Below are 22494 nucleotides of genomic sequence, written 5' to 3'. Positions count from 1 at the left end.
TTGTTTGGCGACTAAACCATGTCACTTACTACCGTTTTTGTTTTTAGTTCCCGCTAATGCGCGATGAACCTTATTTGTTTCGACCTAGTGAGTCAGAAACAGATAAACGGCTCTTTTATTGAGTGGGTGCTGGATTCGAAATCTAGCTCACGAAACCTTAGAGATTGAGTCTACTCAGTGATCTCTTGCAGCACTTCTCCGATTGACCCGCTTGGTTGGGTGATACCCAGTTTGTTCGAAAGCGTTGGCGCAATGTCATATGGCGTGACTGCTCGCGATACCTTCTTAGCTTCAACGTCGTAGCCTGCAAAGATCACAGGCACATGAGTGTCGTATTTCCACGGAGAACCATGTGTAGAGGCAATTTGGAGGCCTTCCATGTCGTTAATGTAGCTGCGCGGTGCAAATACTACGTACACGTCGCCAGAACGAGCAGGGTGGTAGTTGTTTTTAATTAGCTGCATCACATGCGTATCCGGTACTCGGTTAGCCGCAATGTCACTACTTGATACAGCAAACGCAACACCTTTCACTTTTGCAATTTCATCCGCAATAGCTTCTTGGACCTTAGCCAGATCAAGCTTCTTCTCAGCGATCAGATCATGATTCAGATAGATGTAAGGTTGTGCGTACAAGCGAATCGCGTCTTTGGTTAAACCAAATTCATCCTTCAATCGTTTCTCAACACCACTCGAGAGTAGTGTGTCTTTATTGAAGTATTGAGCTTGATTGAAACCAAGTGCATTTGCCGCAGGTGAAGATTCAGGAACGCCGTGGTCGGCAGACAGCACAATCAATGTGTTTTCTAGCCCGACTTGGTTATCCACGGTTTTGAAAAGCTTAGCGAGAGTCTTATCAAGTCGGATAAGGTTGTCTTCTGTTTCTAGGCTTTCAGGGCCGTAAAGGTGCACCACGTAGTCATTTGATGAGAAACTCACTGACAGATAATCGGTCACGTCGCCTTGGCCAAGCTTCTCTTGCATCAACAAGGTGCTAGCGAAGTTTTCCGTGATTTCGTCACCAGCAGGGCTGACGGTTAGCGTTGTGCTGTAGTACTTGTAACTTGCCGGGCCATAAGGATGAGGGAAGGTGCGTTGGAAGTCACCGAGTTTCACTTTGTGTTCGGTATCGTGTTCTTGCAACGTGTATTTATCACGCGGTAATGAGAGCTCCCATTTCTGTTTGGAATACTGAGCAGCAATCGCTTTCTCGTTCCAGCGTGATACCCAATCTGGATACTCGTCATAGTAATAGTTACTGGTGACAAACTCCGATTGTGCTTTGGAGAACCAGAAGGCTTTACCACTGTGTCCTGCCAATGAGATTGCGCCGCGGTCTTTCACTGATACACCGAATACTTTTGATTTGCCACTATTGGAAATCGTCAGTTCGTCACCAAACGTGGTGGAGAGTATTGGCTCTGGAGAGCGGCCATCGCCTTGTGCTGTCTTCTGCGTTGGGTCGATCTCTGTTGCTTTATCGACACCTGCACCAGAGGTCAGCATTTGGTAGTTACCGTCTTCTACGTTATACACCAAACGTTCTTCGCTACGGTCATACCAAACGTTACCTACCATGCCGTGTACGCTCGGTGGAGCACCTGTTGCAAGCGACACATGGCCCACGATCGTTTCCGTGTTGCCATGTTGGTAGTTTGCGTTGGTGTAGTAGGTACCATCATCCATTAAGTACCGGAAACCGCCTTCACCGAAGTTGTGCTTATATCGTTCGATTAGATCTGCGCGCAGGCCATCTACCGTGATTTGAAGGACTAGATTTGGCTTTTCCTCAGCTGAAGCAGGGAGAGCGCAGAGTAACGCGAGGGTTAGTCCTGAAAGCTTGGTGTATTGCATAGAGTTTCCTTATTCACTGTTGCCGCTGAGTTCTAATGTTTGGTCAGGTTTCCAACGTTTGGCCAGACATGTAACGTGTGTGCAGTGCGAATCGTATTTTTAGTATTGTTGGTGACGATTAGTGAACCATAACCTTCGGCATCTTTAGTTAGTTCGCTTCGTTAGCTAGTTCACATCCTTAACTAAACGCAGCCCCATATCTGACATAGTGATCGATTGGCTTGCGAAGTCACGACGGTAACTTTCAGATTCATTTTCGTCATAAGCAAAGCTGCCACCGCGAACCGATTTGTGTGATAAACCGACGTCGCTGTGTTTTGCGTTGTTAGGGTTGTCTGTTGGACCGAATCGGTAGAAGGTGTCATCGAAGGCATCGATAACAAACTCGCCCACGTTTCCTGTCATGTCATATAAGCCTAGTTCATTTGGTTTCTTTAGCCCGACTGGATGTGCGCTATTTTTAGAATTTGCTGAGTACCACGCAACATCATCTAAGTTATTGGAACCACTGTAAGTATAGCCTTTACTTTTATTGCCACCTTTGGCTGCAAATTCCCATTCAGCTTCAGTAGGCAGACGGTATTCTTCACCCGTTAATTCATTCAACTGCTCAACAAAATAGTTTGCTTGCTGCCAACTAAGGTTATTGACCGGAACTTGTGGGTTTTGGAAATAACTGAGAGATGAACCCATCACCGATTCGAACAATTCTTGAGTCACCTCAAACTTCGCAATATAGAAACTATCTACAGTTACATTACGTGCAGGACGCTCTGCTTTGGTCGCTTCTGGACCGTTCGACCCCATGGTGAATGTGCCGCCTTCAACCAACACCATCTCTTGGTCAATTTGTTGGGCGATGGGGTGTGTAGGCACGCTTGCACAGCCACTCAGAAGGATAGTCATGGTGACGCTGCTAATTGTTGCTAACTGTTTGTAATTAAGAAATTTCATCACGTGCCTCAGATGTTCGAAATAGGGTCTAATTCTAACGTTTAAGGTCATTCCTATTGGTTATAAAGGGTATAACATGTCACCTGATCGAATAGGAATTATGATGTGTCCAGAATACTAAAATAGGTAGGTAGATCATGCATATTACTCAAGGTCCACAATATAACGGTAAAGCGTCTAAGCGCTTGCATGTCATGGCTAAGCCGATTGGCGCAGCATGCAACATTGACTGTAAATATTGTTACTACCTAAGTAAGCAAGATTTGTTGGAGTACAAGAAAGGCAGTTCTCCAAGAATGGATGATGAGACGTTAGAAACCTACATCCGACAATACATCGAAGGTCAAAACACGCCAGAAATTATCTTCTCATGGCAGGGCGGTGAACCGACAATGCTAGGTTTGGCGTATTTTGAACGCGTGGTTGAGCTACAGAAAAAGTACCAACCTGAAGGTGTATTGATTTCAAACGATTTACAAACCAATGGTACCTTGCTGAATGATGATTGGGCGGAGTTTCTTGTGAAGAACAACTTCCTGATCGGTTTGAGTATTGATGGTCCCGAAATGCTGCACAATGCCTATCGTGTTAACAGAGCTGGCCGTGGCACATTCAAACAAGTGATGGCGGCTGTGGAGCTGCTGCACAAACACCAAGTGAAGTTCGCAACGCTTACCTGTGTGAATAACCTCACCAGTCAAAATGCACTTGAGGTCTATCGCTTCCTACGTGATGTTGTGAAGTCACCGCAAATGCAGTTTATTCCTATCGTTGAACAGAAAACGTTCCGAACGGTTGCACCACAAACATCCCAAGTGAGCGAACAGCTCAAACAAGGCGACAAACGCCTGATCCCCGGCCATAAAGATTCGATCATGGAATCGTGGTGTGTGTCGGATTTGGCTTGGGGTAATTTCCTTATTTCTGTATTTGATGAGTGGGCTAAGAACGACATCGGTAAGGTGTTTGTTCAGTATTTTGAAGCAAGTTTAGAAACGTGGATTGGGCGTCCGAACCCATTGTGTACCTTGAACGAGATATGCGGAAAGGGTTTGGCAATGGAGCCAAATGGCGATGTTTTCTCATGCGACCACTATGTTTACCCTGAGTACAAAATTGGCAATATTCATCACGAGAAACTTGATGATTTGGCGTACAGCGCACCACAGCAAAAGTTTGGTTTTGCTAAATCCCGCACACTGACCAGTCAATGTCAGCAGTGTGATTACAAGTTCGCTTGTCATGGTGAGTGCCCTAAGAACCGCTTTATCAAAACTCGTGCAGGCGAACCGGGCTTGAACTACTTATGTGCAGGTTGGCATAAGTTCTTTTCTCATGTCGATAAGTCGATGGCGTACATCGCTCGCGCGATGGGGCATCCGGTTGCTCATGGTAAATTCAGCGACTCAGTATTGATGGCGCATCGAGCAAAACAGGCGCAACAAGCTACGTTCGAGACCAAGTTTTAACTCGTTCTTTGGATCAACAGGTCCAAGATAAATTTAATCAGATACGAGTCTAAGGACAGGCTAAGTTCTCCAGTTTAAGGTAATACTATGATGAAGAAGAGTTTAGCGACGGCTGTTGCTTTATTGATTTCAACGTCTGCGATGGCTGCGAATAGCGTTCAACAAACGGTTGACGCGCCAGCACAAAATATCAATCAAGTGCTTGAAATGACGGACACTCAAAGCCGCATTCAACAGTTGTCTTACATGGCACAAGATCAGAATCAATCTGTTGAAAATCGTACTGGTGCACTGCAAGAGCTTGCTTCATATCCAAGCCAAAATGCGCTGGTGGCGGTGGCAAGAGGCTTAAAAGATCAAAACCCTGAAGTTCGTGAAGCGGCGGTTATCGGTTCTGAACCTTACCAACTTGAACATCGCTGGGCGTTAGTTTCACCCTTGCTAAAAGACAGCGATACCATGGTTCGCCATACGGCAACGTCAAACCTAGTCCGTGACTTCAATGCATTGGATGACGAGCAGAAAGCACAAATTGAACCACCAGTCATAGAGCTTATTAGCTTCTTGGAAGAGCAAGAATCTGAAAAGTACCAATTACTGTTTGCTGATGTGCTTCGTTGGCACAATGACTGGGATAAGGCGGAAACGGTTTATCTAGAGCTGATCAATACGCATCCAAAAGAAGCGCAAGTTTGGTTGAGCTACGCAGATAATTTTCGAGCTCAGAACAAAGATAAGCAAGCAGTCGAAGTATTAGATCGTGGTTTGGAGAGCGTGCCAAACAACGCCGCTCTGCATTATTCGAAATCGTTGACTCTGGTTCGCCTTGAAGACAAAACTGCGGCAGCCAAAGAGATTGAAGTGGCTGCGAAGCTAGCGAAAGATAACAGCTACTACTGGTACCTAAATGGGGTATTACAAGAAGAGTTGGATATCGACAAGTCGACTAAATCGTTCGAGAAAGCATATTTGATCTCTGGTTCTCCAGAGCAGCTATACGCGGTATGCGATATCTATGTGCGCTACGGAAATGAAAAGACCGATGATTGCTTAGGTGAGCTAGGTAAAGTAGCTCCTGACTATGTTATTGATCAGTTGAAAGATAAACGAGTAGCGCCAAGCTCATAATATCCTAATGAGTAATTAGCGAAGCCTATAATGAAAAGCCAGTCGACACGTTCGACTGGCTTTTTCGCATCCATGAACTGCTTAGACGAGGTTCAAGCAACTAAAGACAAAATAAGGGCAAGCCTGTTACTTGCCCATTTCGTTTTATTATTCACCCATAGAGCTTGATGCACGGCGTCTGTCGGTCGCGCCATAGATCTTGCCATCTTTGACTTCAATGGCATTCAAGCCACTGACGACTGGAATGACATGCACCGGATAACCGAGCTGCATGAACTCTGGTACTAACATTTCGGCGTAGGTTTTCTTTTCGACGAGCAAACCCGTTGGGTCGTAAGGTTTGGTGCGATCAATCTTGGTCTTTGTCTTTTTGGTAAAACAGCGCAAAAGTACCGCCGCCAATCCCAGTCATATCCGGTTCAACCACCGACATTGTCATCTGCATCGCCACCATTGCATCGACTGCATTACCTCCTTGCTTGAGTACCGAATACCCAGTGCTGCTTACATATGGATTCGTTGCACTTACCATAAACTCTTCGCCAGTTTCGTCTGGCGTAATTGGAAAAGGATTTGGGTTAGAAGACGAAACTCAACATGATGGTATAAAGGACGGCATCTTTGTCATCAAAACCAGTAAGTGCGTTGAAATTCTCAACAAAGGCACCGTTTGCTTTACGAGCCTCAAAATATTGCACTTCGCCATTGATGGAGACGTTAGGTAACACATCGTAATCCACACCAATTAGGTAGCTGTTTCCTGTTAGGTGTTCGTGAGAATCAAACTCTGCTCCGTAAACGACGTATGGAGTGAATAAATCTAGTCTGTAGCCCAAACTAGCGTACATCGAGGACGAGATGTCACTGATCTGTCCTTCACTTGCAAGCACCGCTTGACCTAATTCATACTCAACACCTAACGACCAAAGTTGAATGTGTTGGTTGCCTTGTTTGCTACTGAATGGAGCTGTTATCGAAGTCCCAGGGATTGTAATCGTGCCAGAAACGGTTTGATCAAAATTGGAGTCGAGGAATGACAAGTTCCAACGATAGTTTTCACCGCTCAATTGAAGATTGGCACCGAACATTCGGTTGGTTTCAAATTCCAGCTCTGTACTCGAATTAAAGTCAACTTTGTTTTTGTCTTTTACACCGAAGAAAGGTGAGAGCAATAGCGTTGCTTTATCACTGACATCATGAGTCCAGCTCACTTTTATACCGTTGAAAGCTGTGACTCCGAGAACGCTGTTATACACCTCTGTCGGTGGCCTTGCTGTCATATAGGCTTGGCCCACATAGTAGTACTCAGAGGCAAGGAATAATGGTAGTCGTAATCGACCAATGCTGACATCAAAGTCATTAAATTCATAACCTAAGTAAGCCCACTCTAGCTGCGGCTCACTCCAATCATATTGGGGTGGCTTGACAACTTGCACGGAAGCTTTGAATGAGTTGTAGAAGTAATCGAGTTGAACACCAAATGTGGTATCACAGTCGTAACAGCTCTCATCAGTAAAACCGCGGTTGATGATTAATGGATTATCGTTATCCGATGTTGCCCAAGACGTTGAGCCAAAGCCACTCAAGGATAAATTATCGGTAAGTTCGATATTCGCAAAAGCCGGAGAGGCCATTGAGGCACATAACACTGACGTAATTATTCTTTTCATATTATTTCTCCGAACTTATAACGTAGAGAACGTTGGCATTTTGAGGAACCGAAGAGAGTGGGGAGTAACCAATACGGTTTGGTTTGTCATCAAGCCAGTCGACTAAGCTGTCGGTTGACGCCGTTTTGATTTCTCTTGGATAACGCGCTTTTCCTGAAAAAGATAAACCAGCCCAGTGTGCATTCATTTGAGCGGCATTTTTTCCAAGCAAAAGCTGATAAAAGTCCTCTCTTTCGGCACTGTTCTCAGGCCAATCAGACAGTTCAACACGTTTGCCATTGAGGTGCTTAGTTTTCCCTCTATAGAGCTTTCGCGCTTTGTTTATTGATATCTCTTCAAATCCGGAGTCTAAAGAAAATATGGCATAATCTTCAGCGGCGTGAGCAGGGCTTAGAAAAAGTAAGCTTCCTAATAGCCCTACCGCGACTGGCAACATGACTCTGCGGGGAAGTGTTTTTATTGTTCTAATCCAATCCATGAGGTATCTCCTAACAAGTCGCACTTTCTATTTGATGGAATAGCTTTTCTTTTCTTACGGGCTTCGCTACGTATCCATCCATTCCGGAATCAAAGCACTTTTGAATATCATCATCGATAACACTAGCGGTTAACGCGATAATAGGAGTTTTGCTTAAGCCTTGGTTTTTCTCGTGTTCTCGAATCTCCTTAGTTGCTGTGAAACCGTCCATAACAGGCATCATGCAATCCATCAAAATAATGTCGAAGCTACTGTCGTTCTGGTACATATCAACGGCAATTTGTCCGTTGTCTGCAATTTCAAAGGCATATCCGGCCTTCTTCAGCATGATAGAAGCTACTTTTTGATTGACGCGGTTGTCTTCGACTAGCAAGATTCTCTCTGATTTACTCGGAATTGCGTTTTGTTCCGCTTCTTCAGGCAAAGTACGTTTGGTCGCAGCCCCGTTGATAATTGGAGTGACAGTTGCAGGTTGTTTCTTAGGTTGAGCTTTATAGGAAGCTGGTAGTGGCATAGCTTCTACCGCGGTGAGTACTTTCTCTTTAAGCATTTCGAACTTGAATGGTTTTGGTACATAGTCATCCATACCAACGTCGAAACACCTCTGAATATCGTCATCGATGACACTGGCGGTCAATGCAATGATAGGGATGCGTCGCGTCGCTTCCGTTTCTTTTTCAATTCTTCGGATGTTGCTTGTTGCATCAAAGCCATCCATAACCGGCATCATGCAGTCCATGAGTATCGCCGCGTAATGAGGATTAGCGGTGAACATGTCCACAGCTTCTTGACCATTATTAGCGAACTCGAATTCAAAACCACTTTTACCGACATGAAGACCAGCAATTTTTTGGTTGATCTTGTTGTCTTCAACGATGAGGATTTTGTGTTGGATCTCGACTGATGTCTGGCTTGCTTCTGATAGTTCCGCCAAACCTCGTGTATCACAAAGCTCAATAGCTTTAATTAAACGCAAGCCGAGTAGGGGCTGTGCGACTTGTGCAGTAACGCTGTCACCAAGATTCGCTGGCTCACTTAAGAAGGAACGTATCAAACAGATAGTGATGCCGTTTTGGTGCAGCTTTTCTAAGTTATCTGCGTGGGTATTAGCTAGGAATGCGTCATCTTCGGCGAAAACAACAGTAATAGGTTTAGTGTGTTTTTGAGTGGAGAGCTGCTCTGTAATTGCCGTTATATCATTCGTTTTATCGGTAACCTTCAAACCATAAAGGTTAAGGTCGGACTCGATTCGCTCGGAGAGCATGTTTTCGTTACCCAGCACATAAATATCAGCCGTTGCTGTACTTGGTTTTGGCAGTATCAAGTCAACAGGCAATACCAAGTCGAAGTAGAAACAGCTTCCTTCACCTTTGACGGAGTCGAGTTGAATTTGACCACCCATCAGCTCTACCAACTGTGTACTGATGGCTAGACCAAGACCAGTACCACCAAATTGACGTGTGGTTGAATCGTCTTCTTGAGCGAATGGTTCAAATATCTGTTTTTGTTGCAGTGAATCGATACCAATACCCGTATCTCGTACAGCAAATCGAATGGTGGCATTGTTATCTGCTTTGTTGAGCGTTTGAATTGATAATGTGACGCCACCTTCAGCCGTAAACTTCACCGCATTCGACATAAAGTTCATCAAGATCTGTCTTAAACGGTGATCGTCTATCATCACGCGTGCTGGTGTATCTGGGCTGATATCAACGTTAATCGATATTCTTTGTTCTTTCGCTTTTGGTGCCACAATAGAGGCGATGTCGTATATCGACTCTCTAATCGATGCAGAATGCGGGCTGATTAATAGCATGCCAGACTCAATTTTAGAGAAGTCTAAGATATCGTTGATTAAGCTAAGGAGCAGTTGGGATGAAGTTTCGATCGTATCAACATAGTCACGTTGTGTCGGTGTAAGCGGCGTATCTGCGAGGATTTCCGAAATACCAATAACACCATTGAGCGGGGTGCGAATTTCATGAGACATGTTGGCCAAGAAGCTACTTTTTGCTTTGCTGGCTTGTATTGCGTTGTCTTTCGCGTGTTCGGCATCCTCTTTGGCCCTCTCTGCGTCTTCTTTTGCTACCGTCAATCTCTCTTTCGCGAGCTCTCGTTCGATGGTCAATCGTTCAACTTGCTGAGCAAACAGACTGAGTTCATCTTTACCTTGGATTAATTTATCTAAAGAAGGGCGCGTGTCATCATTTTCGCTTTTTAAGAAAGCTAACACCAAATTAAGGTTGTTAGTGACTTGTCTCGCCAAGCTAAGAGTTAAACCCATAACAATCGCTGCCAGCAAAGCGACGATTGAAATAAACAGGGTTCGTTGTATTTGCGCGTCATAGATGGCTTGCTCAACTTCTTGTTGAAACTCTTGCTTGATTACGCCGCCAAGGCTTTGTAATAAGTTGAGCCGTGCGCTCATCGCTTCTAAGCCGACAGACACTTCTTGTGGCGTCAGTTGGCTGATTGTATTTAGGTCGAGTAGCGCGCTTCTTATCTCTTGGCTTTGAGCAAACACATCATTTCGAAACACTTCAACCATCAAAGAAACTTGATGTTCGTTGGCGTTCAATGAAACAAAGCGCTCTAAGAACAATTGCTGTCTTTCACTCAAGGTTTTGATCTGTTCGGCGAGTTCTGGGTCGTACTCTTGGCTGATTTGGAAGATCTCAATCAGTGAACTACCAAGCTTGAACTCTTCGTTCGACCAAAACATCAACCACTCAAGTTGTTGAAGGGCAGTGAGGTGCTGTTGAATTTCACGTTTAGTGTTTTCAAAAGGGACTTTCTCTACTTCAAGTAACAGTTGCTTGTATAAATCGCTCTGCCATTCGAGGGCATCCAATTTATCGTAAGTGTCAGTCACTTGCATCGTCGATAAGGTCGCTTCGCTGAAATCGGCAACAAGTTGATTCATTTCATCAGATGCGTCTAAAAAAATGATGGGAGACAGGTTTTTAAGTTCTGCCTTTACTTGGTTGCTTTGAGTAGCAAACTCTTCAGGGCTAGAGGCTAAGGTACTTCTATACAAAATAGAAATATCTTGAAGATAGACAGATAACTGATTGGTTCGTTCAAAATCGGTTAACTGAGTCGTTAATATATAAGCCTGTCTAACTGCTAGGAAGAGTAATAATGAAATGGGAAGTAGAACTAAGCCAAAGAGTTTATGTTTGACTGAAAGGTTATTCCAAACCGTAATCGCCATATAAGGATCCATCCAACTGTCGTTATATAAAAACAGTAGAATAAAAATGCCGATATGGAAACTTTGAAACGGTAAATTTTACGTAAGTGTGGGAGAGGTATAAGTTCTTGTGATTCCAGAGCTTATTTTGAAATGCGTTCTTTTATTAGTAATTTATAGCGTTTGGCAGTTTGTTTAATTTTATGCTTATTGATGAATCACTTAAAAAGCTTACTAATGAGGACGATTGTTATCGAGGCTTAATTCGAAAAGAAGTTGCTCTAATACGGTTTTTGCAGAGGGTTCTAATGTCCAAATACCGAGCATTCTGTTAAGTGCGGCGCGATACACTCTGTTTTTTAGTAGGAAGGCGAGTGTGCTCGTATCATTGCTGAATACGTGCATTTGTACGATGGTGAGCTCTGCTTTGTTCTCAATGTCTATTTTCTGAAGATTGAAAGCGGGTAGGAAGGCAGACTCATACCAAACCTCAACGATCTCTCGAAGCTCCATCTCTTCTTCAGGTACATCGCACTCCTGAAGTTGGTGGTTTTCAGGAATTGCGGATAAGTAAGCTACATCAAGCTTGTCTGCAACGAATGTGTACATATTCTTCCTTGTTACCTGTGGTATTGGGGCGAATCATCCCTCTCGCTTATGAATTTGTCAATTATATCCATTTCCCTAAATAGCGAATTGTGATTAAGCGTTGAGGTTTTAGCTTAAGCTGTTTAAGTATTTGTCTGTTAAGCCAAAATATTTCAAATTTCCATCCGGCTCTAACACTAAACTCATGTTTGATGTTGCGATCAAACCAGGGTCGTTGGTCGAAAAAATGACTGTTTTATTCAGCAACTTATCGCTGAACAAACGGTTAAAGTACTGCGCATTTTCATTTTCTGCACCATTGAATGGCTCATCAATAATAATCAGAGATTGCTCACAGTTACCTAAGCCGAGTGCCAGACGCAATTTTTGTTGAATTCCATTCGGGAGACTTTTGCATTTATCCACGCTTAACTGAGTAGCTAAGCCTTCCGGAAGCCATTCATCTAACTCGAAGAAGCTCACCATCTCTTGCATCTTGTCTGTTGGAATCAGCCCGTTGTGTAGAATGAAGTTGGTCTCGAGTGAGCCTTCAAAAATATGCAAATTAAAAGGGATGTAGTTAATCGAGGTGCGATAACGGTAGCTATTGAACTGTTTAATGTTGTAACCATCGACAGAGACTGCGCCTTGATAGCGGTCTTCTAACCCAGCAATGATTGAAATTAAGGTGGTTTTGCCGCAGCCCGTTGGGCCACAAATGACCACTTTTGCACTGGGTGGGATTTTGAACCCCAAGTTAGTTAAGCCGGTTGCTGCTCCCGCGTATCGGTGACTGACACCGCTGCCCACGATGCTGCCTTGGAACAGGCGAATAGGCGGGCTTTTCTCTAAGGTTAATTTGTCGTCATTCATCGACATTAAATTGTTGATCTGTGCGGACGAAGCTTTGATCGACTGGAACTTGGAAATTGAGTTATAGATACCCATGATTGGGCCTAACGCTTTCCAAACCAAAATAACGGTTGCGAGCATGGCACCCGCATCAGAAGTACCTTCCATCACGCCGATTACCGCGGTCACGATACTTGCTGTACCAATCACTTGAATCAAACTGCCACCAGCGGCCTGAATCTTACTGTTAGTCACGGCAACGTTCTCTGCATCGCTGGTGCTTTGCATATGCGATGCACTGAATCGAGATTGAACGACACGAAGTAAAGGCAGGCCTTGGATTGTTTTGATACCACGAAGGATTTCGTTCCATTGATACGAGACCATCGCATTGGCGCGCGAACTTTTGGATGTGGCTTGCGAGTAGATATAGCGAGAGTAAATACAGAACACTAACATCAGGATTAAACCACCCATCACCACTAATGCCGCTGTACCAGACATCAGAGCAATGGCGATGATAAATACAATCACAAACGGCATATCAAAATAGCTAAGCGTTGATTCTGCGGTCACCAAGCGTCGGAAGGTATCGATATCTTTCAAACGTGCTAGCTGAGAAGAGACCCCAGCAGTAGATGTCATCGAATAGGGTAGCCAAAGCAATTTAGATATAACGGCTTGCGAGATGTGCACGGCGAGGTCTTTACCGGAAGTGGCAATGATATTGACCCGCATTTTCTTAAAGAAGTATTCAGAGAAGCCGACAATAATGGCGAATAAGGTTAGCCAATAGAGTGTGGCTTCGGAGCTCGAAGTCAGTGCGAAGTTATATACACTCATAATAAAGAATGGCTGCAATGCACCGAGAATACTGATGACGAAGCTGAGAATGATCAGGCTTTTAAGTTCATTGTTATAACGATAGAAAGCGTATTTAATCCAATTGCTTCTGTCTTGCGATTCCGGAGGTGGCTCGCGGAACAGACGAGAATATTCGCTAATCGCAATCAGCAAACAGGGCTTTTTGCACATTGGGTATTCAATGGTGTTGTTGTTCGTGTAATCAAACAGCAGCAACTTTCCATCTTTGGTGCCTAAGAAAATCGCACTTAGATTCTCTATTTCAATAAAGCATGGCTGAGGGTGTTTATCTATATTCTCGAGTGTCTTTAATTTGGTCACATCACAGCGATACCCAAGACGCTCTATGGTTGCTGTAAAGCTGTCGCTGTCTTTGTGTTTCGGAATAAAAGCATCGCTGAGTATCGCGGGTGTGCCTTCCCATTCGAGTGCTATCAAGGTGTAGGCCAAACCGCGGATAAGTGGCGATTGACTGTAACGTTCGTCGTATCCGCTGGATTCAAAATCCAAGACACGTTGCGGTACATTATTGAAGTCGACTAAGATACTCATTGGTCACCTCCGGTAAGTTTTACGCGTTTGAGGCGATGGTTAAGCTTGTCCATTTTATTACTGGCGATGATCAAGATTTTGTCGTTGGCTCGATAAGCCGTACTGGTGAGAACCATTCGTGCAAATTCCTCATCAAACACACAGTCGATGTCATCAAATATCAATACGCGCTTACTGGCGAGCAGGGCGCGAACTAATAATAGGGCGTAGCCAACTTGGCGTGAGAATGGGTTACGCATATGGCCTTTGAGTTCTGTATAAAAACCGGCAGGAAGCCCATCAATTTGAGCTTTGATGTTCATGGTTTCACACAGTGCAAACGCCGTGTTATTCAAGCTTGGGCGGAAACAGGTGAGGTTATCGATAATCGTCCCTTCTACGAACGAACTGGTCTTATCAACCATCAGAACACTGTTACGCCAAACGTTGTAATTGACGTCATCCAAAGGCGTGTCGTTAATCATGATATCTAGTTTGCTATCACTGTTCTGACGCGTAATACAGTTAGCGAGGTGGGTCTTACCTGAACCACTTTTCCCTGTCAGCAAATAGGCTTGTCCGAGTTCGAACTCGATACGCTGCTTTTCAGAATACTTAACCGAGATACGTTCTACTTCTGTTGTTTCATGTTGGTGTTCAACAGAGGCGGCCAATTCAAGGAGGTCAACGATACGTTGGATATGGAGTTTGTTTAACTCCCAACGGCTCGCGGTGCGCATCACTTGTTGGTAAGGCGCAAAATAACGGTTGGTTAGCATGATGATCGCGGCCATGATGCCTTGGCTAGATTCCATATTGATAACGGCCGTTGCCAGTACCACAACAACACAAGCAATAGAAAGCTGTTGGATGAGCGCCAATATTAGGCTGAAGTTAGATTCAATCTGCTCATATTTGATGTTCTCAACTTCGCGCTCTTCGACCATTTGTGTCATCAGGCTTTCAACGCGGTATTCCATATTTCGAGCTTTGATATCAAGCGGGCTAGAGATGATCTCAATGATTTTGGAGGTAGTTAACCCTTCGATGTCTGACTTATTCTGCAAACTACCAATCTTTTGTTTGGAAAGGCTCCACGCAAAAATAGCCAAGATGACAGAGGCAATCAGAAGGGTAATGCCAGCCCATATGTTGATGAGTCCTATGATGAGGATAGTGATCACGCTGACGGCAAGGTTGATAAGCGCTCGAACCGATTCGCCACCAAAGAAGGTTTTCAATTCAGGAATGGTTGAGATTCGTTCTAGGTATTCGCCTGGCTCCAAACGTCGGAACTTAGAGATTTCCGCCAAACAGATGGATTGAAATACCTTATTGGTTAAGTTGGTCTCAAACTGCCTCATGATGACAGAGGAAATCTTCTCTTCCTGATTTTTTAAGTGATAGTCGAGGAAGATAGAAATCAAGATAATCGCGAACAATAAGAACAGAGTATCTTGTGCTTGGTTGGGTAACACTCGGTCAAAAATGATCAGAATGGAGAAGGGCAGTACCAAACCAAACAGGGTCGATATTATCGTTGAGAAAGTCAGATAACACTTATCTGCCATGTTGATCTTTTGCGAAAACTGCTCAGTTTGCATTGCGACCTCCTTTCCTCAACGACTCCGTTGAGAGAAGATGTTTAGGCACCAAATCTTGATTGTCTCGTCCCTCAATATCGCTCATTAATTGCATCACGCTTTCGATAGATTGAATTGAGAGTATTCCCTTAATTTGTTCAAGCTTGATGGTCTCGATGATGTAGTCGTACCGTGCGCTTTCGTAGTCTCTTAAGGCGCTGAATAGTTTACTTTCCGCCGCCAGCAAGTCGGTGATAGTACGCGTGCCCAATTGGTAGGCTATTTGGATCCCTTTATAAGACGCGTAGTTGGCGCGAATGATGTTTTCGTAACTGCTTATAGACTGCGAGAAATCGTTAATGTTGAGCACGGAGGTATTCACACTGTTACGTGTGGTGTAAAGCGAATCTTGGTAAAGCAGCTCAGTACGTTCGATGGCCGTCGATGATTTTTGATAGCCGTAGTAATCAGAGCCACCAGACAAGATAGGAACTGCTAGGTTTAACCCAACACTGGTTGAGTTACTTTCGCCTGTCGCTGTAATGTCGGTTTTGTCGAAGTTATTGGCGTCATCGTGTCGATAGCTGGCTGAAAGCGATACGGTCGGTAAGAAGTTCGAACCGCTCTCTTTTAAGCTTCTGCGGCTTCTCTCGACGTTTTTCTTAGCCACTAACAAGTCGTTGTTGAGCTTTAACGCTTGATCCATGATTGATCGTTGTTCGGTTTCGTTTATCTCTTTTAAAGGCACACTTTCGTAGATATCTTGAGACGGAGTGATAGGGTATTGAATCTGAATCGATAGCCCGTTGAGAATGACGCGACGGTCTTTCTGCAAGGTTCTTAATCGGTTCGACACACCTTCTTTCTGAGCAATCACTTCGTAAAGCTCACTGGCGGCTGTATTGCCGAGTTCCACATTGCGTCGCATTTGATGTTCACGCGTCTCAGACGACTTAAGCTCTACCTTGGTCGCTTTAATTTGTGCGTTGTTTTTCAAATACTCAAAGTATTGAGAGCCAATTTCAGAGATGGTGCTTTGGATTTTGTTCTCGTGTTTAATCTCTTCGATATTGAAGTCGAGCTTTGCTGTCCCATATTTGAAAATGTCACCAAGGTTGAATATGGATTGCGATAACGAAAGGCTGTAGCTGTTTGAGTTATAGCTAGAGGTTTCATCGGGTACACTTGATAGCAAGGTTTCATTTTCGTTCCATGTGGTATCGGCAGCACCATTGAGGGAAGGAAGAAATTTTGAGCGGCTGATACCAATGTTGTACTCGTTCTCTTCGACCCCTTTATCACTAGCGCGAAGAGAAAGGCTGTTCTGCAGACCGAGTTCTACCGCCTCAAGCAGGGTAGTCGCCGATGCTGAAGGTGTCGTGCTTAATGTAAGCGCAGCTATGATGCTGCTAGTTAAGTTTTTGTACCGCCACATACTTGTTGATCACCTTGATGATTTGGTCGCTTTTATAAGGTTTGCTGATTACGTAATCCATTCCGGCCTCAATACAAGCCTGGTGTTCGTTACTGCTGGTCAATGCGGTTGCACCTATGATGGTACAAGGGTTTTTCTCGTTTTCTTGTTCGAATTGGCGAATGCGTTTTGTGGCTTCGATGCCGCCCATCCCCGGCATGATGCAATCCATGAAGATGATGTCAGAGCGCTTATTCATGAAGTGCTTCACAGCATCGGCGCCATCGCCAACCATGTCTGGTTCGTATTCTTGCTTGGTCAAGATTCGTTTCAGTAAAATCTGCTGAACTCGGTCATCCTCTACGATCAGGAATGAGCTGTTCTCCATCTGTTCTTCCGATGCTTCCGCTTCCATAATGGTGAGTAGGTTTGGAATGAACTCATAAGGGATAGCAGGGGCGTTGATGATTTTGTCGACGAAGCTATGACACTCTTGTGCTTGCTGAGTGTTGGTCACTGACAACAGTAACTTGGTATTTGGGTGGTTCTTAAGCTGAGATTTCACCGTCTTGCTCAACGACGGCAGCTTGTTGGGTTCAAAGGTATCGGTGAGCATAATCGCATCGTAATCACCGAACGTTTTCGCCGCTGAGAAAAGCTCATTTGCAGTGCGAATCTCGGTGATATCAAGCCCTAAGTTACTGAGCATTTTCTTCATCACATCGATGCGAACTTGAGTATTAGCACACAAGAGTAAACGCTTGCCATCAAAGCGAGTTTTCTCTGTGTGGAAGTTCTTAGCCTTAAGATCAAGCTCGATCTGAAAACGTTCCTGAGCCCCTGACTGGAACCAGTGGCTCTCGTAATATCCGTAATCCTTCAGAACGCTTTTCGCTAAGTCATCTGTGCTGGCTGTATGGTCTTTGTGTGCGCTCCAATGGAGTTTGTTGAGCTTGGCAACAGAAACATCCAGTGTTGATAAGAAGTTGAGGTTGATGGTGACACGGGTATTTTCCATGTCTGAAGCCGCACCCGATTCAATCGTTACAAACAGTTTCTTATTTGATTTGAGTTGAATGGCATTGGAAAGCTGCAGGAACAATATCCAGAACAAGCTGGTGGATTGACCTTCTACACGATTGGGTAAGTTGTCAGAGATAAAACAGTCAAGTTGGCTTTCATTACGTTGTACTTTGGCACTGATATGAATCATTAATTCAGATAACACACTCAGTAAAGAGAACTCTTTCGACTTGCTTTCCGTACCCTGTGATATCAAGCGATTATAGTTTTCTGCTAACTCAGATAGTGTGCTACACGCAGAGGTAATATCGTTCGCCATCAACACGCCGTTTTCATCGGTTTCTTGAACCAGATATTGGACGCCACCGTTGATGGTGTTTGTAATTCCGCGAATCTCATAACCGATCAGCGCATACAACTGTTTGTAGAGATCGTTATTGCGCTTTTGGTCTTCTAATTTACTGAAAATAAGTTTGAGATGAGAGTAAATCTGACGCTGCTTGGGGTTGATGCTAACTTCATTAAGAAGCTCTTCAAGACGTTGTAAATCTAGCTGCTTCAGCTCTTGATACAGGGCATCGAATTCATAGTCGATTTCGCGTTCGTTAGAACTGGATTTCTTTAGCTTCAACATAGCAACTGAGTTGGATAGAATCGTAATCACAGCCAATATCACGACCACCATAAACAACCAGATAAAGAACTCGTTTTTTTCTGACATTAAGTCATTTGCATGGTTGTTAAACATGGTGCGATAGTTGTCGTCCATCTGCAGATAGTTATTGGTCAATGAAAGGTACAAGCCTAATACGTCGTTACGTGTTTTTGCGCTATCGGAGAAACGATTAATCGCCAATTCCAGTTGTGTGTATTCAGTTGCCCCAACCAAGCTGAACTCGGTTTTGTTCAACGAGGCTAAAGAGCGAAATTCATCAATTTCAAGCTTCAAGTTAACCAGGTTGAATTCGTTAGTGCCGCAAGTGTTGGTACTTAAACACTGTTGCAGAGTTTGAATATCTTGTTCTATGGTCTGATTAAGCTTCTGGGCTTGTATGAGCAGTGGGGCGCTTTGCACTTGTGCGACTGAATCTATTTTTGACCAAGAAAAGTATAAATAGAAAGCGAGCGCAGCCAATACCACGCTAAATAGTATGCTTAGACGTAGGGCGGGTATGGAAATATTGTACGAAGGTTTACCGCTCATTGATTATCTCTCATCGAAAGCATCCTCGATGGCTGACATCACCGGTTTCGCAGCGTATTCGATCACGCGACGCGAGCCTGTTTTCACATCAGCGGTAAACTCCATGTAAGGTGATAACTTGTATTGAGTGCCTCCTCGTTCAAGAAAGTTTCGGTCAATTTCAATCTCAGCTAAATAGAATTCAGCGTCTTCTTCTTCGTATGATGAACGGCTGATTGAGGCGATGGTTCCCTCAACAAACCCGTATTTTGCAAAGTTATAGGTATCCATTTTTACTTTCACTGCCTGACCAATTTCGACAAATCCCATGTCTTTACGTGGGATCTTCGCTTCACCGTGTAACGAATTATTTATTGGGGCAATATCGGCGATACTTTCTCCTGGCGGAATCACAGCAGAACGGAAATTGAAGTGAAGTTTATCGACCACACCATCGACTGGCGAGTAGACGACTAGGCGATCAACCTTGTCGGAATGCTGCGGTTGTAAGATTCGCTTTAGCTTGAGGTCTTTGTTCGCTTGAATGATTTGTGCTTGGTACTCAGAGTTTCGATTCTCAACCAAGTCACGGTGTTGCTTTTCCAGTTTGTCGAGTTGGAAACGCTCATTCATCACAGATTCGTCAAGGTTCTCAATCTCACGCACCATATTCGACTCTTGTACTTTCATGTTAAGAACGTCGACATAAGACGCCATCTCTTCTTTATAGAGGGTGTTTTTGATGTTGAGCTGCTTACGTATCAGAGAGAGTTGATTCTCTGAACTTTTGCGACGCTTTAACATTGAACTGATCAACGAGTTCTTGTGCTTAATATCGTGTGTAATGAGTTCTTCATTTGAACGGTTTTTAGAGAATTCTTGTCTCCAGGTATTCATGTTGACCTGAACTTGCTCAGGGTATTTCTCAATGAAAGCGTCGAAGTTAGGCTCTATCATGTCGCGTAAGCTTTCATAACGAATCTTATCGAGCTCTATCTGAATAATTTCAGTATTCACGGTATCAAGTTGAGTGTTGCGGTCTAGTGAGCGTATTCGTGCGATCGGCTGTCCTTCATAAACGACTTCTCCTTTTCGGACTAACATCTCTTCCAATATGCCGCCTTCTAGGTGTTGAACCTTCTCAACGTCAGATTCCAACAACAGCTCACCACGTACAGAAACGACGATGTCGATACGCGCTTGTGATGCCACGGCGATAGCGACTAAAGCGAGTAGGAATATGATGAGCAACGTTTTGTGAACACTGGTCATGGCACTTGCAAGCACAATGGTGTCATCAGCTGTGACCTTAGAAGCCTCATTATTAGAGACGAGCGCTTTTCTTAAGTGGTGTTCTATTTGGTTATTGCTCATGACTACCTCGATGACTTGTCATCTATTACTTCCTTAATGTCCAACAAGTGATTGATTTGTCGATTGACGTTGTGCAATTCAGTTTTTACATCCTCTAAAAGATCTTCTGGTGCAGGGAATTCGTGCTTACTCAAATGTTCCAATTTGGCCATTTTGGGTGGCAAGTCTTGATCGCACAGTAAAGTTAAGATGGTCTTTAATCTCTTTGAGTAGTTGTTGAGCTCATCAAAACGGTCACTTTTATGAAGCGTCTCTATGTTGATCGCTGCGTCTGAAAAGTCCTTATAAAAATCGCCTAATAGCAATTGAAGCCCTTTGTGGTTGTTGTCGATTGAACGCAGCAAACTCGTCATGTCTATCATCATTCCACCGCCGTAATTGCTTTAATCACAATAACTAAGGATGTTTAAAGGAAGTTTTCAAATTTTTTTTGATTCTTTATGTATAAAAAGAAAAATATGAAAAATGTTGTATAAAAACTTGGTTTTTCAAAATGGTGTCCTTTAATGCCTCTAAATACGATCAGTTAGCTAGTAGCAACGGAGGCTGTAATGGCAGGCGAAAATAACCAAAACAACCAAAATGAAGATCTAAATGACGCGGTAGAACAAACGGACACGAACGACGCGGGTACGCCCTCCCAACAGCAGAATCAACAAAATCAACAAAATACGATTGCGTCGACAATAGCGACGGGTGCTGAAAACACGGATGCGGCCGACGAAGTTAATCAGGCTTTAGACGAAAATCCGAGTGGCGCAGGTAATGCTGAAGATGCGTCGGCTTCTGGTGCGGCTGTTCAAGAAGAGACGCCAGAAAGCGATGGAGATTCAGACGCAGCACAATCCAATGTAGTTGGTGGAGCCGCTTCTGAAGCTGGCTCGGATAACGCTGCTGGCAGTGGTGGCGGTGCTGGAGCGGGCGCACAAGCTGTAGGTGGTGATATCGCAGAGGCTGCGACAGGTGGTGTAGACGCTGAAGGTAATGAAGAACAAGGCCAAGCTGCGCGTACTTCAGCAGCGCCGAGTGCGACATCTTCAGAGTCGGGTGACCAACAAGTTGGTGATGAGCTAGATTCACAAACAGTAGAAGAGACGTTTGCAGTTGATGTTCAAGCTTCTGACGAAGAGACCATTAGCGAAGTAGAGGATGACTTTGATTCTGAAACGGTAAGCGAAACGTTTAAAATCAAAGTGGAAAGTGAAAATGATGCGCCAGAAGCTGAACAAGATCTGGCTTACATCATGGATGAAGATGGCTCCATAACATTCACTCAAGAACAATTACTCGAATACGCAAGTGATGTAGATGGGGACGAGCTTGTTGCTTCTAACGTTCAAGTTGGTGATGATGCAACAGTTCAAGACAATGGTGATGGTACTTTCACCGTTGTTCCTTCAGCTGATTTTAATGGTGAACTTGACCTTACTTTCGACATCAGTGACGGCCAAGAAACGATTAGCAGCGCAATTGATTTAACGGTACGCCCGATTAATGACGCGCCTGTTCCTGAAGATAAAACGTTTGAAATCGAGGAAGACGGAACTCTTGTATTCACCGACGCTGACCTCCTTTCTGGCGCTACAGACATTGAAGGTGATAACCTAACGGTTGAAGGTGTGACCTACGATGGCGGCGACGGTATTCTTACTGATAACGGTAATGGTACGTACACCTTTGCTCCGAATGAAAACTTCAATGGCGACGTCAACTTCGGCTTCGATGTCTCTGACGGCACCGATACGGTCTCTGCAAACATCGATGTGAGTGTAACTGCCGTTGATGATGCACCGGTGTCAGGCGACCTAGCGTACTCAATCGACGAAGATGGTTCGATTCGTCTAAGCCAAGAGCAGTTGCTATCACAAGCATCAGATGTTGAAGGCGATGACCTAACAGCCAGCGGCTTAACGGTCGACGGTGATGCAACGGTTGTTGCTAACGACGATGGCAGCTTTACCATCACGCCAGATGAGAACTTCAATGGTGACATCGATATCAGTTTCGATATCTCTGATGGTACCAATACGGTTCAAGCATCAGCTGACCTAACGGTTAACCCAGTTAACGACCTGCCAGTACCTCAAGATCAACAGTTCAGTGTTGAAGAAGATGGAACGCTTATCTTCACCGATGCAGATCTATTAACAGGCGCTACTGACATTGAAGGTGACAACCTTACTATTGAAAGTGTGACCTACGACGGTGGCGACGGTATTCTTACTGATAACGGTAATGGCACATACACCTTCGCACCGAATGAAAACTTCAATGGCGACGTAAACTTCGGCTTCGATGTGTCAGATGGCACCGATACGGTCTCTGCGAACATCGATG

Annotated in this window: 15 protein-coding genes and 2 pseudogenes; 3 read left to right on the top strand and 14 right to left on the bottom strand. The window is 44.3% G+C overall.

The window, feature by feature from the left end:
- Positions 1-170 precede the first annotated feature (170 nt).
- Together AB4503_RS11645 and AB4503_RS11640 are read right to left on the bottom strand one after the other, a co-directional pair.
- The gene (locus AB4503_RS11645; protein ID WP_102332856.1) at positions 171-1853 is read right to left on the bottom strand and encodes an alkaline phosphatase family protein; all 1683 of its coding nucleotides are present in this window, start codon (positions 1851-1853) and stop codon (positions 171-173) included.
- Between the two features lie 165 nt (positions 1854-2018).
- On the bottom strand, positions 2019-2807 hold the full coding sequence (locus tag AB4503_RS11640) for an SUMF1/EgtB/PvdO family nonheme iron enzyme (protein WP_017060470.1): 789 nt from the start codon (positions 2805-2807) through the stop codon (positions 2019-2021).
- Between the two features lie 137 nt (positions 2808-2944).
- On the opposite strand from AB4503_RS11640, the gene AB4503_RS11635 reads away from it, so the two are divergent.
- Together AB4503_RS11635 and AB4503_RS11630 are read left to right on the top strand one after the other, a co-directional pair.
- On the top strand, positions 2945-4276 hold the full coding sequence (locus AB4503_RS11635; protein ID WP_017071217.1) for an anaerobic sulfatase maturase: 1332 nt from the start codon (positions 2945-2947) through the stop codon (positions 4274-4276).
- Positions 4277-4363: 87 nt separating this feature from the next.
- Positions 4364-5404, top strand: coding sequence for a hypothetical protein (locus tag AB4503_RS11630; RefSeq protein ID WP_372114718.1), 1041 nt, complete (start codon positions 4364-4366; stop codon positions 5402-5404).
- A 147-nt stretch (positions 5405-5551) separates the two neighbouring features.
- On the opposite strand, the pseudogene AB4503_RS11625 reads toward AB4503_RS11630, so the two are convergent.
- The 12 genes and pseudogenes from AB4503_RS11625 to AB4503_RS11570 form a co-directional block, all read right to left on the bottom strand.
- Positions 5552-5764, bottom strand: a pseudogene (locus tag AB4503_RS11625) (gamma-glutamyltransferase); the annotation flags it as partial.
- Complete coding sequence (locus AB4503_RS11620) at positions 5754-5837, bottom strand: hypothetical protein (protein WP_371726260.1); 84 nt, start codon at positions 5835-5837, stop codon at positions 5754-5756. The gene AB4503_RS11620 and the pseudogene AB4503_RS11625, both read right to left, overlap by 11 nt.
- A 145-nt stretch (positions 5838-5982) precedes the next feature.
- Positions 5983-7074, bottom strand: a complete 1092-nt coding sequence (locus tag AB4503_RS11615; protein ID WP_372114716.1) for a sulfate ABC transporter permease — start codon at positions 7072-7074, stop codon at positions 5983-5985.
- 1 nt (position 7075) lies between these two features.
- A complete protein-coding gene (locus AB4503_RS11610) occupies positions 7076-7552 on the bottom strand; it encodes a hypothetical protein (RefSeq protein ID WP_017060466.1) in 477 nt (158 codons plus the stop codon).
- A gap of 10 nt (positions 7553-7562) precedes the next feature.
- Complete coding sequence (locus tag AB4503_RS11605; protein ID WP_372114715.1) at positions 7563-10766, bottom strand: response regulator; 3204 nt, start codon at positions 10764-10766, stop codon at positions 7563-7565.
- A 213-nt stretch (positions 10767-10979) separates the two neighbouring features.
- A complete protein-coding gene (locus AB4503_RS11600; RefSeq protein WP_017060464.1) occupies positions 10980-11354 on the bottom strand; it encodes a hypothetical protein in 375 nt (124 codons plus the stop codon).
- Positions 11355-11462: 108 nt separating this feature from the next.
- Entirely contained in the window at positions 11463-13601 is a 2139-nt protein-coding gene (locus AB4503_RS11595) for an ATP-binding cassette domain-containing protein (protein ID WP_372114714.1), read from the bottom strand.
- Positions 13598-15184, bottom strand: a complete 1587-nt coding sequence (locus AB4503_RS11590) for an ABC transporter transmembrane domain-containing protein (RefSeq protein ID WP_017060462.1) — start codon at positions 15182-15184, stop codon at positions 13598-13600. The genes AB4503_RS11595 and AB4503_RS11590 overlap by 4 nt, the downstream gene beginning before the upstream one ends.
- A complete protein-coding gene (locus AB4503_RS11585; RefSeq protein WP_372114712.1) occupies positions 15174-16598 on the bottom strand; it encodes a TolC family protein in 1425 nt (474 codons plus the stop codon). The genes AB4503_RS11590 and AB4503_RS11585 overlap by 11 nt, the downstream gene beginning before the upstream one ends.
- The gene (locus tag AB4503_RS11580) at positions 16573-18804 is read right to left on the bottom strand and encodes a response regulator (RefSeq protein WP_102332850.1); all 2232 of its coding nucleotides are present in this window, start codon (positions 18802-18804) and stop codon (positions 16573-16575) included. Before AB4503_RS11580 ends, AB4503_RS11585 begins: the two co-directional genes overlap by 26 nt.
- A gap of 3 nt (positions 18805-18807) precedes the next feature.
- Positions 18808-20157, bottom strand: a complete 1350-nt coding sequence (locus AB4503_RS11575; protein ID WP_372052464.1) for an HlyD family type I secretion periplasmic adaptor subunit — start codon at positions 20155-20157, stop codon at positions 18808-18810.
- Between the two features lie 2 nt (positions 20158-20159).
- Positions 20160-20522: a hypothetical protein gene (locus AB4503_RS11570; protein WP_016793662.1), complete on the bottom strand. Its 363-nt coding sequence runs from the start codon at positions 20520-20522 to the stop codon at positions 20160-20162.
- A 186-nt stretch (positions 20523-20708) separates the two neighbouring features.
- Between AB4503_RS11570 and AB4503_RS25730 the strand changes: the two are divergent.
- Positions 20709-22490: pseudogene (locus tag AB4503_RS25730) on the top strand (cadherin-like domain-containing protein); the annotation flags it as partial.
- Between the last annotated feature and the right edge of the window lie 4 nt (positions 22491-22494).

It is taken from the genome of Vibrio sp. 10N.222.55.B11 (genome assembly GCF_041473705.1).
Lineage (GTDB): Bacteria > Pseudomonadota > Gammaproteobacteria > Enterobacterales > Vibrionaceae > Vibrio > Vibrio crassostreae_C.
The sequence above is the reverse complement of the archived record's forward strand: the minus strand, read 5'-3'. Positions and strand labels throughout refer to the sequence as shown.